Consider the following 14,401-nt stretch of genomic DNA (forward strand, 5'->3'; position numbering starts at 1 on the left):
TTAGGCGGGGGATTCGCGACGACCCCCCACCTGTGGACAGACCTGTGCACGAACCACCCGAGGCTGGGGACGAGCACCCCGGCGCTGTGCACGACCCGCCGGAGCCGGAGGTACGCCGCACACGCAACCCGTACCGCAGGACTTGCCGACGAAACGGCGTTCGGTCGGCAACGTCTGCCGTGGCCTACGCCGCGGCCGCCTCGGTTGAATCGTCCCCATGGCGAGCACCCACCGGACGCGGCGGCGGATCAGGATCGGCATCGACACCGGCGGCACGTTCACCGACGTCGTGGCCCTCGACGAGGACTCCGGCGAGCTCGTCACCACGAAGACGCCGAGCACCCCGGGCAACCCCGCCGACGGGTTCATCGCCGGCATCGAGAAGATCCTCGGGATCGTCGGGGCCGACGGCGGTGACGTCAGCGCCGTCTCCCACGGCACGACGGTGGCCACCAACAAGCTGCTCGAGGGCAAGGTCGAGGCGCTCGGCTTCATCACGACCGAGGGCTACGAGTTCATGCTGGAGATCGCCCGCCAGTCCGTGCCCGACGGCTACGGCAACTCCTACTTCTGGGTCAAGCCCGACCGGATCGTCCCGGCCGACCGGGTCCGCACCGTCGGCGGGCGCCTCGACCACACGGGCGCTGAGATACGCCCCTTCGACGAGGAGGCCGCCGTCGCGGCGGCCCGGTGGTTCGCGGCGCGCGGCATCACCACCATCGGCGTCTGCCTGCTGCACGCCTACGCCAACGACGACCACGAGCTGCGGATGCGCGACGTGCTGCGCCGTGAGCACCCCGACGCCGTGGTGTCGATCTCCAGCGAGGTGCTCCGCGAGTACCGCGAGTACGAGCGCTCGATGACCACGCTCGTCGACGCGGCGGTCAAGCCCAACGTGAGCCGCTACGTCACCAACATCCAGGACCGCCTGCACGCCTTCACCGGTGGCCCCAGCACGGGCGGCGCGCCCATTCCGTTCTACGTGATGAAGTCCAACGGCGGCGTGCTGTCGGCCGACGAGGTCGTGCACCAACCGATCACCACGGTGCTCTCCGGCCCGGCCGCCGGCGCCCTCGGCGCCGCGCTCATCGCCGAGGTCGCCGGCTTCCCGCGGGTGCTGACCTGCGACGGCGGCGGTACGTCGACCGACGTGTCCGTCGTGCTCGACGGCGAGCCGACCCTCACGACCGAGGGGACCGTCGGCGCCTACCCCAGCAAGATCCCGATGATCGACGTCGTCACCGTCGGCGCCGGCGGCGGGTCGATCGCCTGGCTCTCGCCCGAGGGCACGCTGAAGGTCGGGCCGCAGTCGGCCGGCGCCGACCCCGGGCCGCTGTGCTACGCCAAGGGCGGCACGGAGCCGACGATCACCGACGCTCACGTGACGCTGGGGCGCATCCCGCCCCACCTCCTCGGCGGGGAGATCCCGCTGGACGTCGAGGCCGCCCGCAGGGGCATCGCCGACCTCGCCGAGCGGCTCGGCCTGGACTTCGAGCGCTGCGCCACCGGCATCCTGGAGATCTCCGCGTGGAACCAGGCCAACGCGCTGCGCCAGGTCAGCGTCAAGCGCGGCCTCGACGTGCGCGACTTCATGCTGACGACCTTCGGCGGCTCCGGGTCGCTGCTCGCCTGCCGGCTCGTCGACATCCTCGACCTCGCCGGGGTCGTCGTGCCGCCCAACCCGGGCAACGTCAGCGCCTTCGGCCTGCTCACCGTCGACGTGAAGAACGACTACGTGCAGACCCACGTCGCGAAGGAGTCGGCGCTCGACCACGCCGTCGTGCAGGGCATCCTCGACGACCTCACGGAGCGGGCACGCGAGGCGCTGGCCAAGGAGGGCTTCGCGCCGGCGCAGCACCGGTTCCAGCGCAGCGTCGACGTGCGCTACGTCGGCCAGGCGTTCGAGGTGCGCGTCGCGGCGCCCGAGGGCCGCGTCGACGCGGCGTACGTCGAGCAGGTCGCCGAGGCCTTCCACGCCGAGCACCGCCAGCTCTACGGCTACGACTTCCGCGGCGACCGCGACCAGCAGGTCGAGTGGGTCAACCTGCGCGTCACCGGCATCGGTCCGATCACCCGGCCCGCGATCCCCACGCTGGACAAGGCCGAGGGCGACCTGCGCGAGCGGGCCGAGGACGGCCGGCGCCCCGTGTGCTTCGACCCCGAGCAGGGCTACGTCGACACCCCGGTCGTCCGGCGCGCCGACCTCGGCGCCGGCGACACGTTCAGCGGCCCCGCGATCGTCGAGGAGTTCGGCTCCACCATCCCCGTGCACCCCGGCTTCGAGGTCGTGGTCGACGACTGGGCCAACCTCGTGATCCGGAAGGAGGCCGCCCGATGAGCGGCACCGCCCCCACCACCGCCGGCCCGACGACCCGCGCGGTCGACCCGGCGTACGTCACGGCGAAGCCGGTCAACCCCGCCGGACTGCCCACGTCGTACGAGCACGGCGGCCGGCTCACCCCACCGGGCACGGGCGTCGACCCGATCCTCGTCGAGATCGTGCAGGGCACCCTCGCCAGCGTCGAGATGGAGGTCGAGACCGCGATCGGTCGCACCAGCCGCTCGCCGATGATCCGCGACGCCCACGACTTCCGCGCCGGCATCCACGACCGGCAGCTGCGCAAGCTCACCGGCCGCTCCTACAGCGCGCTGGTGCACCCGATCGTGCGGGACTTCCCGATCGCGGAGATGCGCGAGGGCGACGTGTTCTTCCACAACGACGTGTACGAGTCCGAGGGCGGCATCGGCCACCTGCCGGACCTCTGCGTGACGGTGCCGGTCTTCCACGAGGGCGAGGTCGTCGCCTTCGTGCAGGCCTTCGGCCACCACGACGACATCGGCGGCGCGGTGCCGGGCTCGATGCCCAGCAACGCGACGACCGTCTACGAGGAGGGGCTGGCCGTCCCGCCGATCAAGCTCTGGGACGCCGGCGTCCCCAACCGGTCCGCGCTGCGGATCATGACGCGCAACTCGCGGATGCCCGACAGCCTGGCCGCCGACCTCGACGCCGAGTGCTCCGCCTGCCTGATGGGGGCGCGCCGGCTCGGCGAGCTGTTCGCCCGCTACGGCCGGGACGCCATCGAGGCGTCGTTCGACGCCATCCTCGACGCGACCACCGAGACCTACCGACGCGAGATCCTGTCCAAGATCCCCGACGGCATCTACGTGTGGGAGGACTACGCCGAGCACGACGGCGTCGACGAGCCGCAGCTGCACACGCAGCGGATCACCCTCACCAAGGTCAGCGACGCACCGGCCGACCCCGACAACGGCCGTCCGGCGGGGCCGCGGCTGATCATCGACTTCACCGGCACCAGCGCCCAGGCGAGGGGTCCGATCAACCACTGCGGCGACTACGTCGGCGGCAACTTCCTCAAGAAGTGGCTCGCGCCGATCCTGCGCAACCTCGCCGACACCCCCGAGCGGATGGCCGAGCTCGACGTCAACGAGGGCATCGTTCCCCTGATCGAGATGCGCTTCCCCGAGAAGGGCACGCTCCTGACCCCGATCCACCCCGCGCCCACCAACGCCCGCACCTTCGTCATCCTGCGGCTGCTCGGCGTGCTCGCCGGCGTCGTGGCCAAGGCCGTCGACGGCAGGATGCCGGCCGACCAGGAGACCATCCGCTACACCGGCGTCTACGGCAAGGACCTCGACGGCAACGACTACCTGATGCGCGAGGTGCTCGGCGGCGGCTCGGGCGGCCGCTACTACGCCGACGGCGAGGACACCATCCACGTCGTCCCCGACTCGCGCAACCTGCCGACGGAGTTCACCGAGTCGCGCTTCCCGTTCGTCGTCGAGCGCCTCGGCCTGGCGATCGACTCCGGCGGCGCGGGGGAGCACCGCGGCGGCCTCGGCTACGAGAAGCACATCCGGATGCTCGCCGACGCCCACTTCATGTCCATCGCCGACCGCTCGATCCTCGCGTGCTGGGGGGTGCGCGGCGGCAAGGCCGGCGCGCCGTTCCAGGTCGTCATCGACCCCGGTGGTCCCGACGAGCGCGAGGTCGACGCCCTGGCCGACGCGGAGGTCGTCAAGGCCGGCCAGGTGGTGCGCATCCGCACCACGGGCGGCGGCGGCTGGGGCGACCCGCTGGCCCGCGACCCCGAGCTCGTCGTGCGTGACGTGCTCTGGCGCAAGGTGTCCCCGGAGGCGGCGCTGCGCGACTACGGCGTCGTGCTCACCGGGTCGGTCGACGAGGGCGACCTGGGGCACGACCCGCGCGCGACGGAGGCGGAGCGGGCCGGCCGGGCGCCCTGGGACCGCAGCGCGGACGCGTTCTTCGACCGCGGCCCGGGCTACGCCGCGCTCGCCGACGGGGCGGCGTTCGCCGAGGTCGACAGGATCTGAGCCGGTGCGCGTCGCAGTCGTCGGTGGCCACGGCAAGACCGGGCGCGCCGTGTGCGCCGCGCTCGCCGGTCGCGGCGTCGACGCCCGGCCCCTGGGGCGGGCGGACTGGGCCGACCTCGCCGGGGCGGTCGCGGGCTGCGACGCGGCGTACGTCATCGCGCCCAACCTGCACCCCGACGAGCCGGCGTACGTCGCCGAGGCGCTCACGGCCCTGACCGGAGCCGGGGTGCGGCGCGCGGTCTACCACTCGGTCGCCTCGCCCTACGCGCCCGCGATGCCGCACCACCTCGGCAAGGCGGTCGCCGAGGACCTGGTGCGCCGGTCCGGGCTCGGCTGGACGATCCTGCAGCCCGGCGCGTACCTGCAGAACCTCGACCTGACCGGGCCGCTCGACCTGCCCTACTCGCCCGACGTGCCGTTCGGCTTCCTCGACCTCGCCGACCTCGGCCGCGCGGCGGCCGTGGTGCTCACCGAGCCCGGCCACGACGGGGCGACGTACGAGCTGGCGACGCGGCGGGCGACGGTGCGCGAGCTGGCCTCCGAGGCCGGCGTGGACGTCCGGCGGGTGCCGGACCCGCAGCTCCATCCGTGGCTGAGCGCGATGTTCGCCCACTACGACGACCACGGCCTGCCGGTGGGCACGCGGGTGCTGGCGTGGTTGCTGGGTCGGCCCCCGTCCCCGGCGACTACTTGATGCCGGTGCGCGCCATGCCCTGCACGAAGTAGCGCTGGAGGAACAGGAACAGCACCACGAGCGGCAGGCAGGTGAGCAGGGCAGCTGCCATGAGTCCGCCGTAGTCCGCGTCGTACTGTCCCTGGAGGAAGCGCAGCGACACCGGCAGCGTGTAGAGCGCCGGGTCCTTCAGCGCGATCAGCGGCCACAGGAAGTCATTCCACTGGGCCATGAACGCCAGCAGGACGAGGACGGCGATCAGGGGCTTGCAGAGCGGCAGCACGATGCGCAGGAAGATCCGCAGCTGTCCCGCCCCGTCGATCGTGGCCGCCTCGAGGAGCTCGTCGGGGATCGCGAGGAGGAACTGCCGGGCGAGGAAGATGCCGAAGGCGGTCGCGGCGGAGGGCAGGATCACCGCCCAGAACGTGCCGAAGAGGCCGAGGTCGATGACCGTGCGGAACTGGGGGAACATGATCGCCTGGGCCGGGATCATCATCGTGGAGATGATCAGGACGAACACCGCGTCGCGGCCCAGGAAGCGGAGCTTGGCCAAGGCGTAGCCGGCCAGGAGGTTGACCGTCACCGAGATCGCCGTGGTCACCGCGGCCACCATGACCGAGTTCACGAACCAGGTCCCGACCGGGAAGCGGGCGAAGAGGCTCGTGAAGTTGTCGGTGGTGAACGCGTCGGGCCACAGCTGGGCGCCGGCGTCGAACAGCGCGTCGCGCGGGGTGAATGCCACGACGAGCATGCAGTACAGCGGGAACAGCATGATCGCGCAGACGCCCGCCACCACGACGAACCGTGTCCAGCGGCTCACCGGGTGCCTCCGGCGGGCCGGGCCTCCGCCCGCTCGCGGCGCAGCCGCAGGACCACCACCACCAGCGTCAGCAGGAAGATCACCACCCCGATCGTGGAGCCGTAGCCGAAGTCGCGGGTCGGCCCGAAGCCCTGGTCGTAGGCGTAGGTCACGAGCATCTCCGTGTCGTTGCCGGGCCCCCCGCCGGTCATGACGTAGACGATGTCGAAGACCTGGAAGGACCAGATCACGTTCATCACCAGCAGGAAGAACGTCGGGGCGGAGAGCATCGGCACGGTCACCCACCAGAAGCGCTGCAGCGCGCCGGCGCCGTCGACCTCTGCGGCCTCGGTGACCTCGCGCGGCACGTCCTGGAGGGCCGCGAGGTAGACGACCATCGCGAAGCCGAGGCGGGTCCAGATCGTCATGACGACCACCGACACCATCGCGAGCGTCCCGTCGGTCTGCCACCTCGCGCCGTCGAGCCCGGCCGCGGCCAGCATGCCGTTCAGCATGCCGACGCCCTCGTCGAACATCAGCAACCCGATGAGCGCCACCACCAGGCCGCTGATGACGATCGGCACGAAGATGATGGTGCGCAGCACCGCGCGCGCCGGGACCGCGGAGTCGAGCAGGACGGCGAGGACGAGGCCGGCCGCGATGCTCGTGGGGACCGTGGCCGCGGTGAACACGAGCGTGTTGGCGAGCGTGCGCCAGAAGACGTCCTCCGACAGCAGCCGCCGGTAGTTGTCGAGCCCGACCCACGTGCTGCCGCCGAACGAGGACACGTCCTGGAACGACATCGCGAGGGCCGAGACCAGCGGCAGGAAGAGGAACGCGACGAGGAGCACGAGGTTCGGCGAGACGAACGCCCAGCCGACGGCCGCCTCGCGTCCGCCGCGACGGCGGCGCCGCGGGCGGCGGTCGCCCGGCAGCAGCGGGGGAGCGACGGCCGGGGCCGCTCGCGTCGACGTGCTCATCGGCGCCGGGACCTCAGCCGGCCGCGGACTCGAGCGCGTCGGCGATGTTGGTGAGCGTGTCGTCCACCGACTGACCGTCCACGAAGCACAGCTCGAGCTCGTTCTGCAGCACGGTGTTGATCTCGGCGAAGAACGGAACGGTCACCTGCGCCACGTCGTCTGGCGTCATGGTGGTCGCCTGCTCGACGAAGGTGGGCATGAGGTCGGGACGCACGGCGAAGTCGAGCTCGGCGTCGACGAGCGACTGACGCGTCGGCAGCTCGGTGGTCTCCTCGCAGAAGGTGCGCATGTTGTCGGGATCCACCATGAAGCGCAGGAAGGTCGCCGCCAGGTCGGCGTTGTCCGTGGCGGCCGCGGCGACCAGGGCGTTGCCGCCCAGGTCGGTGCTCGCGCGGACGTCGCGCGGCTGGTAGGTCACCTGCCACTCGAAGCCGTCGCCGATGCTCGTCTCGAGCGAGGGCAGCAGGAAGTCGCCGACGAAGGCCATCGCCACCTTCTGCGAGGCGAACGCCGTGTCGGGGTAGGTGGCGCCCTTCACCGAGGTGTTGGGCGGGACCCAGCCCCGCTGGAGGAACTGGCGCGTGTACTCGAGTGCCTTGCGACCCTCCGCGCTGACGATCGCCGGGGTGCGCAGGTCGTCGCCGAGCAAGCGGCCGTCGGCCTCGAAGAGCCAGGTCAGCCACCGGTAGGCGCCGAGCTGCTGCCAGTCGTAGGCGAACGGGAAGACCCCGTCGGGCAAGGACCCCCGCAGCTGCTCTGCGACGTCGGCGAACTCCTGCCAGGACCATGCCGAGTCCAGCGAGTCCGGGACCCCTGCGATGCCGGCCTCGCGCAGCAGCCGCGGCTGGTAGACGATCGCCGTGGTGTCGGTCTGGTGCGGGACGCCGTAGGGGGTCCCGTTGTACTGGACCGCCTGGAACAGGGCCGGGATGAGGTCGCCCGTGAGGTCGTCGTCGAGCTGGTCGCCGAGGTCGAGCAGCTGGTCGGTGCTGCTGTACGTGCCGAGCGTGGGGTAGTCCACCCGGAAGACGTCGGGCGGGTTGCCGGCCTGCAGCTCGGTGTCGACGGCGGTGAACATCTCGGCGTACGGCACCACCTCGAGCTCGACGCTCACGCCCTCGGCCTCGTTGAAGGCCGCGACGAGCCGGGTGAACGCGTTCTTCTCCGCGTCGCTCGCCCACGTCTTGAAGCGCAGGGTGTCCGAGCCGCCACCGCCGCCGCTCTCCTGCCGCGAGAAGCCGCCGCAGGCGCTCAGCGACGAGGCGGCCGTCACGCCGCCGACGGCGCCGAGCAGCGTCCGACGGGAGAGGTGGAGTGCCGGCGGGCCCGCGGGACGCGCGTTCATCACGACACCTTCGCGGATCGCCGGACGGCCGCCACCACCCTTCTGGGGGAGACGGCGGCGCGCGGGGCGGTGGACCGTGATTGACCGCTCGGCTCCGGGTCCGCTTCCCTGACCGGGTGACGGGCGGGGCGGGTGCATCCTCGGCAGCGCACGGACCGGACGAGGCGCGAGACGTCGAGGCCGCGCTGCGCGAGGTGGCCGAGCGGTTCGTGTCCGCCCTCGGCCCCGATCGGCTGATCGAGTTCCCGGTCACGCAGCTCGACCGCGTCGGCGTACCGGTGTGGGCGACGTGGTGGACCGGCGCGGACGGTCGCGGGGAGTCCACCACGTCGGGGCTCGGCTACGGCGCCACGGAGCTGAGGGCCCGCGTCGGGGCGCTCGGCGAGTGCGTCGAGCACGTGGGCTCGCGGCTCGCCCTGGCAGGACGGGAGGTCGAGCGCGGGTCCACCCGCGAGATGCGCCGGCGGCACGGCCACCACGGCGTCGTCGACCCCCGTCTGCTCGGCCTCCCCGCCGGGACGGACTTCGACGACGACCGGCCGCTGGCGTGGTGGGCGCTGCGCCGGCTGCGTGGCGGGAGCCTGACCGACGAGCAGGTGCTCGCGCCCGCCGAGCTGGTCGCCAGCGCGCGCGGCGAGCTGCCGGCAGAGGCGGCGCCGGGCGGCTGGCTCGTCACCCCGGTGACCAACGGGCTCGGTGCCGGCGGGCGGCTCGAGCAGGCGATCGCGCACGGCGTCCTGGAGGTCCTGCAGCGTGACGGCAACGGCCTGACCTTCCGGGCGATGGACACCGGCGTCGTCCTCGACCTCGACGGGGTGCGCGACGCCGAGACCCTCGCCGTGCTGGACCGGCTGCGCGCCGCCGGCGTCGACGTCGTCGCCAAGCTGGCCGCGACCGACTTCGGCATGGCGAACATCGACGTGGTCGGCATGGCGGACGACGACGACATCCTCTCGGCCACCGCGTGCGGCGAGGCGGTGCATCCCGATCGCGAGGAGGCGCTGCGCAAGGCCGTGCTGGAGTTCGCCAGCGCCCGGGCGCGCAAGCAGCTGATGCACGGCCCGCTCGACGCCGTCCGAGGCGTGGCGCCGCCCGAGTTCCTCGCCCAGGTGGAGGCGGTCGACCCCGCCGGCGAGGAGCAGCGGGTGCTCGCGGCGATGCTCGCCTGGCTGAGGGCGCCGCGCGAGCACTGGGAGCCGCTGCTGCGCGGGAAGGTGCTGGCGCGCAGGACCACCGTCCGCTTCACCGACCTCCCGAGCGAGGCGGTGGCCGGCGACGACGTGCTCGCGGTCCTGTGCGGCCGTCTGGAGTCCGAGGGCCACGAGGTGCTCGTCGCCGACCTCTCCCCGGCGCCCGAGGACGGGGTGCACGCCGCGAAGGTGCTGGTGCCCGGCCTCGAGGTGGAGACGGTCGCCTACGGCCGGATCGGTGAGCGCAACGTGCGCCGCCTCGTGCAGGCGGGGCGCACCGACCTCGTCCGCGTGGGGGAGGCGCCGGCCGGGTGGGCTCGGGTGCACCTGACGGCGGAGGCCGAGCAGCGGCTCGGGGGCCCGGCCTGGCTCGACCGGCACGCCCTCGACGCGGTGGCCGGGTCACTGCTGCCGCTGTACCGCGAGCCCGGATGGCACGCCGCGCAGGTCGCGCTGGCACGCGCAGGGGCCGGGGGTCAGTCGGCGATGCGCACGTAGGCGGTGTTCGTTACGGCGTACCTGACGCCCGAGGCCAGCACCGCGTCGCCGGCGACCGTGCCCGGCACCGGCACCGTGCCGTGCAGGAACGCGAAGGCGGGCGGCACCGTCCCGGTCAGCTCGGTGATCAGCCGCACCGGCTCGTGCACCTCCCGCTCGACGTCCTCGGCGGTGAGGATCTCGTCGGCGCCGGTGTGGTGCGCGGTGTGCGCCGCGACGACGTGCCGCTCGGCGATCCGAGCGAGGTCGTCCCACGTCATCAGCCACGGGCCGTCGGGCTCGTCGGGGAGCAGGTCGATGGCGTGCGCCGCGGCGTAGTCGCGCTGCTGCTCGTGCGGGACGTCGAGGGCACCGGTCGGCGGGAGGAACCAGCCGGTCAGGCCGAGCTCCTCGAGGGCCGGCACGGCGACCGTGACGTGGTTGCGGTAGGCGTCGTAGAAGCACGGCACGAAGCCGGGTCGCTCGAGCCCCCAGTCGCCGGTCTCGACGAACCGGTCGAGGTGCTCGGGCAGCACCGGGTCGAACCGGGCGGCGTACCAGGCCAGCTCCGCCCGCAGCGTGGACCGGTCCGTGGCGGGGGTGTTGTGCCAGTTCACCACGCGCACGTAGCGACCCGCGGCGAAGGCGGCGCGCTGGCGGGCCGGCTCGAGGACGCCGCTCACGACACCTCCTGCGGTCGAGCGTGCAGGTGGTGGTCGCTGAGCACGACGAGCACGTCGATGAGCTCGCGCCCTCCGCCGGTGAGGTCGGGGGCGTCCGGCGGCTCGTGCGCGGGTCGAGGGAAGCCGGCTTGGGCGAGTGCGTCGTGGTAGTGGTCGAACAGCTCCGCCAGGCGGGTGTCTGCCGGACGGGACGAGGCGCCCGGCTGGTCGCTGCTGCCACGGCCAGGGCGCGCGTCGACCACGGCGACGTACATCGCGATGCCCTCGCGCTCGAGGTCGGCGGCGCGGCAGGACGCCAGCGCCGCCAGGACGTCGCGCGCCGGTTCGGTGGCGAGGTCGTCGGGCAGGTCGGCGGGCAGCACGGCCCGAGCCTGTCACAGCGACGTCCTGGACCGAGCGCTCCGAGGCCGGCGCCGGCACGGAGCACTGCGAGCCGCGCCGCGCCGGGTCACCGCCGATGTGATCTGCGTAACTCCGCCGATCGCCGGACGTTGTGCCTGCCGGTGGCTCCCCCCGTGCCACCGGTCGTGGCCGGCCACCGCCGGCGCTCACGGCCCCGGCCGCCCGAACCCTCACGGGCGCCTCGAAAGGAACGACCGTTGCGCAAACCCTTGTCCCTCGTCCTCGCTCCGGTGCTGGCGAGCGTCTCCCTGGTGGGGATCGCCTCGACCTACTCCTCGCCGGCCCAGGCCAGCCCGGCCGACGACTACGTCGGCCCCTACTTCGGTGACGGCAACCTGCCGCCCGGCTGCATCAAGGACATGAGCCGGGACAACCCGGCCAACGTCTGCTACCACGGCAAGCTGGGCCTCAACGCCCTCGACTCCCCGCAGGTCGACGTGGCCATCCTGGTCCCGGCCTCCCCGACGGCGGAGCGCGACCTCCGGATCATGCGCCAGGCCGTCCAGTCCTGGGAGGGCGGCATCGACTACCTCTCCGACGAGATGGGCCTCGGCTGGCTCCGCGACGGGGTGGACTTCCACATCACCGTGGACACCATCGACCTCACCGGCGACGGCGGCGGCGAGCTCACGACGTACCCCCTCGTGGACCCGGAGATCGTGGTCATCGCCAGCAACCCGGCGGGCGGTCTCGGGATCGGCGTCGACCCGGTCTACCTCGGCGGCGAGCTGGGCATCGTGGACGAGGACGGCGTCCCGTGCCACAACGTGGAGAACCCCTTCGACCTCGACGCCTGGGAGATGCTCCCGGGGTTCGACTCCCACCACGAGACCCGCGGCGGGACGTACGTCGAGGACTGCGGCGGCAAGGGCGGCAACGTCTGCTTCTCCGTCAACGGCGCCATCGACCCGGTGCCCGGGAAGACCGACACGTTCTCGCTCTACGACCTCGTGCTCCACGAGACGGGCCACTGCCTGACCCTGGGCCACGTCGGTGACGGGGCCGAGGGCGAGTGGGGCCCGGTCCCCACCACCGACATCATGGCGTACAGCGCCGATCCGGTGGGCCAGAACAAGTGCGTCTCGACCCTCAACGTCGAGGCCTTCGCGGTCCGGATGAGTCGCTACCTCGACGTCGACGGCGACGGCACGGTCACCGCGGCCGACCGCCTCGAGCCCAACGACGCCGCCGGGGACGGGGCCAACCCGTTCCAGGTCCAGCACCCCGACGACCACCTCTACGCGTCCTCGACCGGCTCCGTGTGGGACTGCCCGCAGCCGGACCTCGGCCTGGTCCCGGGCGACCCGGTGGACTTCTCGCCGGAGCCGGAGGAGACCAGCACCCCGGTGCTGACCCTCAGCAGTCCCGAGCACGGGGCGGAGACGGCGGACGGCCGGCTGCAGGTGGCCGGCACCGTGGAGCGACGCCCCCTCGACGGTCCGCCGACCTCCGCGAGCGCCTCCCACGACGACGCCGACGGTGACTCGCTCACGCCGGTCACCGACATCGCGAACGTGCAGGTGGAGGTCACCGACCTCGACGTGGTCGCCACGGTGAAGGTCGACCAGCTCTGGCCGGAGGGCGTCGTCGGGCTCCCGAAGTACGGGGTGAGCATCGACGGCCGCGAGATCGAGTCGACGATCCCCGACCCGCGCAACCCCGCCACGGTGGTCACCTACGACCACTCCATGGAGACCGAGCTGCCCAGCGAGTGGTCGGAGTGGGACGCGACGGCCGGCACCGTCACCTTCCGCATCCCGCGCAGCTACCTCGCCGGCGCCAAGGTCACCGCGCCGTACGACGTCTTCGCGCTGACCAGCTACCGCGCGCCGACGAACATGTGGACCGTCGTGGCCGACGACCGCGCACCGGACGAGGGAGGCATCGGCGTGGCCGCCCCGGCGGGCGTGCAGCCCGCCGCCACGACCACCGCCTCCTCCGGGACAAGCGGCGGCACCACCGGCGGCGCCGTCCTTGACACCGTCGACCTCCAGCGCGCGGGGGGCAACACGTTCGTGGTCACCGACAGCACCCTCGGCGTGACCGGCGGACCCGGGCACCGCTTCGCCCTCCCCGTGCCGGAGAAGAGCACGGTCGAGCTGCTGATGACCTGGCCCGACGCCAGCGACCTCGACATGGTCGTGACCGGTGCGGCGTCGGGCTCGGCGGCCACCGCGGGTCAGCCCGAGCGGCTCGTCCTGCAGGACGTGCAGGGCACGCTCGACATCACGGTCGACCCCTACCTCGTCGTGGGCGTGCCGTCGACGACCTACACGCTGCAGGCCACGATCGTGCCCAGCGGTCCCGCAGAGGGCGAGACGCCCGTGGACACCGACGGTGACGGCGTCGCCGACGGCGACGACGCGTGCCCGGACGTGGCCGCGCCGGGGAGCACCGGGTGCCCGGTGCCGTCCGACGAGACGGTCACCGTCTTCGTCGACGGGGTCGAGGCGGCGAGCGAGGAGGTCGAGTCCAGCAACGGACCCGACACCTTCGCGATCGACGTCACGGTGCCGGCGGGGGCCCGCGAGGTCCGGACCGTGTGGATGCAGGACGACGAGGTCCTCGCCACCGACGTGCGCACCGTCGTCCACACCGCGCCCGGCACGGACCGGGACGGGGACGGTGTCGCGGACTCGCGCGACAACTGCCTCAAGCAGCCCAACCCGGGTCAGGCCGACCTGGACCGCGACGGGCAGGGCGATGCGTGTGACACCGACATCGACGGCGACGGGCACTCCAACGCCAAGGAGCGGTCGCAGGGCACGGACCCCTACGACGCCACCTCCTACCCCGGCAGGAAGACGCGCGTCGGCCTCGGTCGGTAGCTCCCAGCCCGGCGCGTGACCCCAGGTCACGCCGGGTCGGCGGGCCGGTCCCCTCGGGGCCGGCCCGCCATCGGCCAGCGGCTCCACGACGCGCCGGCCGATCGTCCCGCCCATCGACCCACGCGGTCCCGAGAGAGGCCCCACCGTGAGCTCGTCCAGAGGCGCTGCACGACGCAGCGGCGACCCGAGCAGGCGCACCGCCGCGTCCGGCCCCCCGGTCCGCAGGAGCAGGCACCTCGTGGTGCTGGCCGCGGCGCTCGTCACCGCCGCGACCCTGTGTGCGCTCGCCCTGGTGGCGGTGCAGACCGAGGAGGGCGAGACCCGGCCGGGCACCGAGGCCCGCCAGCACGCCGAGGCGGCCTGCGAGCTGACCACCAGGGCCGGCGAGGCGGCGGAGTCGGGACAGGAGCGGAGGAGGGCGCGCTATGCCGCCTCCGTGCTCCTGCTCGACTGGGCGATCATCGAGTCCGGGCGGGCGGCCGAGTCCGACGCCGCGCTCGGCGACCTCGACGCAGCCCTCGAGGCCGCCCACGCCGCCGGTCACGCGAGGGACCCGGACGGCTGGCGGACCGCCATGCGCGCGGCCCTCGCCGAGTGCGGGGCGGCGCTGGGCTGAGCCTGCGGCTCGACGCCCACCCCTTGGCAACACCTGCGCTCAGCGGGCGCAGCCA

General features: G+C 73.1%; 11 protein-coding genes. 6 read left to right on the top strand and 5 right to left on the bottom strand.

Translation table 11 applies throughout. The features are described from left to right. The first annotated feature begins 217 nt into the window (after positions 1–217). Genes J3P32_RS13505 through J3P32_RS13515 form a run of 3 tightly spaced genes read left to right on the top strand, consistent with a single transcriptional unit; the run spans position 218 to position 5,047 of the window. On the top strand, positions 218–2,338 hold the full coding sequence (locus tag J3P32_RS13505; protein WP_210440315.1) for a hydantoinase/oxoprolinase family protein: 2,121 nt from the start codon (positions 218–220) through the stop codon (positions 2,336–2,338). Further along, a complete protein-coding gene (locus J3P32_RS13510) occupies positions 2,335–4,353 on the top strand; it encodes a hydantoinase B/oxoprolinase family protein (protein WP_210440316.1) in 2,019 nt (672 codons plus the stop codon). Before J3P32_RS13505 ends, J3P32_RS13510 begins: the two co-directional genes overlap by 4 nt. 4 nt (positions 4,354–4,357) lie before the next feature. Beyond that, positions 4,358–5,047, top strand: a complete 690-nt coding sequence (locus tag J3P32_RS13515; protein WP_210440317.1) for an SDR family oxidoreductase — start codon at positions 4,358–4,360, stop codon at positions 5,045–5,047. Here the strand turns inward: J3P32_RS13515 and J3P32_RS13520 are convergent. The 3 genes from J3P32_RS13520 to J3P32_RS13530 are packed head-to-tail and all read right to left on the bottom strand — an operon-like array spanning position 5,040 to position 8,150. Next, positions 5,040–5,846 carry a carbohydrate ABC transporter permease gene (locus J3P32_RS13520; RefSeq protein ID WP_210440318.1) on the bottom strand — a complete coding sequence of 269 codons (807 nt, stop codon included), beginning with the start codon at positions 5,844–5,846 and terminating at the stop codon, positions 5,040–5,042. The two genes, J3P32_RS13515 and J3P32_RS13520, sit on opposite strands and share 8 nt — an antisense overlap. Continuing rightward, positions 5,843–6,805 carry a carbohydrate ABC transporter permease gene (locus tag J3P32_RS13525; RefSeq protein ID WP_210440319.1) on the bottom strand — a complete coding sequence of 321 codons (963 nt, stop codon included), beginning with the start codon at positions 6,803–6,805 and terminating at the stop codon, positions 5,843–5,845. Before J3P32_RS13525 ends, J3P32_RS13520 begins: the two co-directional genes overlap by 4 nt. 13 nt (positions 6,806–6,818) lie before the next feature. After that, positions 6,819–8,150 (bottom strand): ABC transporter substrate-binding protein, encoded by a 1,332-nt coding sequence (locus tag J3P32_RS13530; RefSeq protein WP_210440320.1) that lies wholly within the window; start codon positions 8,148–8,150, stop codon positions 6,819–6,821. Between the two features lie 116 nt (positions 8,151–8,266). Between J3P32_RS13530 and J3P32_RS13535 the strand changes: the two genes are divergently transcribed. Continuing rightward, complete coding sequence (locus tag J3P32_RS13535; protein WP_210440321.1) at positions 8,267–9,838, top strand: YcaO-like family protein; 1,572 nt, start codon at positions 8,267–8,269, stop codon at positions 9,836–9,838. Here the strand turns inward: J3P32_RS13535 and J3P32_RS13540 are convergent. Together J3P32_RS13540 and J3P32_RS13545 are read right to left on the bottom strand one after the other, a co-directional pair. Beyond that, positions 9,817–10,500 (bottom strand): polysaccharide deacetylase family protein, encoded by a 684-nt coding sequence (locus J3P32_RS13540; protein WP_210440322.1) that lies wholly within the window; start codon positions 10,498–10,500, stop codon positions 9,817–9,819. The two genes, J3P32_RS13535 and J3P32_RS13540, sit on opposite strands and share 22 nt — an antisense overlap. Further along, positions 10,497–10,862, bottom strand: a complete 366-nt coding sequence (locus tag J3P32_RS13545) for a hypothetical protein (RefSeq protein ID WP_210440323.1) — start codon at positions 10,860–10,862, stop codon at positions 10,497–10,499. Before J3P32_RS13545 ends, J3P32_RS13540 begins: the two co-directional genes overlap by 4 nt. 237 nt (positions 10,863–11,099) lie before the next feature. Here J3P32_RS13545 and J3P32_RS17930 point away from each other — a divergent pair, with 237 nt between their 5' ends. Both J3P32_RS17930 and J3P32_RS13555 read left to right on the top strand, forming a co-directional pair. Then, positions 11,100–13,730, top strand: a complete 2,631-nt coding sequence (locus J3P32_RS17930) for a thrombospondin type 3 repeat-containing protein (protein ID WP_246850123.1) — start codon at positions 11,100–11,102, stop codon at positions 13,728–13,730. Between the two features lie 145 nt (positions 13,731–13,875). Beyond that, positions 13,876–14,346: a hypothetical protein gene (locus J3P32_RS13555; RefSeq protein ID WP_210440324.1), complete on the top strand. Its 471-nt coding sequence runs from the start codon at positions 13,876–13,878 to the stop codon at positions 14,344–14,346. The last annotated feature ends 55 nt before the right edge of the window (positions 14,347–14,401 follow it).

Origin of the sequence: Nocardioides xinjiangensis (assembly GCF_017916385.1) — a bacterium.
GTDB lineage: Bacteria > Actinomycetota > Actinomycetes > Propionibacteriales > Nocardioidaceae > Nocardioides > Nocardioides xinjiangensis.

Coding starts and splice junctions, on each gene's coding strand:
- J3P32_RS13505 (WP_210440315.1), top strand. CDS start 218: ATGGCGAGCACCCACCGGACGCGGCGGCGGATCAGGATCGGCATCGAC.
- J3P32_RS13510 (WP_210440316.1), top strand. CDS start 2,335: ATGAGCGGCACCGCCCCCACCACCGCCGGCCCGACGACCCGCGCGGTC.
- J3P32_RS13525 (WP_210440319.1), bottom strand. CDS start 6,805: ATGAGCACGTCGACGCGAGCGGCCCCGGCCGTCGCTCCCCCGCTGCTG.
- J3P32_RS13530 (WP_210440320.1), bottom strand. CDS start 8,150: ATGAACGCGCGTCCCGCGGGCCCGCCGGCACTCCACCTCTCCCGTCGG.